Annotated in this window: 1 protein-coding gene; it reads right to left on the bottom strand. The window is 45.4% G+C overall.

Annotated features, from left to right (window positions below; genetic code table 11):
* The coding region (locus B2906_RS07500) for a DDE-type integrase/transposase/recombinase (protein ID WP_286936758.1) at window positions 1-471 on the bottom strand (471 nt) is incomplete at its 3' end.
* Between the last annotated feature and the right edge of the window lie 84 nt (window positions 472-555).

The raw sequence follows: 555 nt of genomic DNA, 5'->3' as shown, positions 1-555 counted from the left end.
TTCATTTTTGATGATTCCATTGATGCGTTCTGCGTAGGCGTTCTCCCATGCGACTTTCCCCATGCTAATGTGGATACAGTTTGTTTTCAGTAATCGGGTATATTCCCCGCTACTGTATTGGGATCCTCTGTCTGAATGGTGAATCAGTCCCCAAGGCAGAAAGTCCAAGAGTTTCAGTGCCATTGTCAATGCTTCTAAGTTGCCTTTGGTCCTCATATGGTCATTGACCGAATAACCGACCAGTAATCGGGTGTAGACGTCTATGATAAACACCAGATAATAGTGTTCCCCATTTAGGTGAAAATAGGTAATATCGCTCTGGATCACCTGAAAGGGGCGGGTAACAGATATTCCTTCAATCAGATTGGGATAGTGGCAGCTCCCGCTGTAAGTGGTTCTATGATAGTTTCTTACACGCTTCACTCCATAGCCCAGTCCCAAGAAAATCTCACAGAACTGATCCCTGCCCATCCAATTCGGATTCAGGGTATAATACATCTTTTCCACCCCACATCCCGGATGTTCCTCCTTCAGCTGATCGGCCAAAATTACCAG

The sequence above is a fragment of the Algoriphagus sp. UBA3586 genome, from assembly GCF_002376385.1.
GTDB lineage: Bacteria > Bacteroidota > Bacteroidia > Cytophagales > Cyclobacteriaceae > Algoriphagus > Algoriphagus ornithinivorans.
This window is presented reverse-complemented; position numbering and strand designations above follow the sequence as displayed.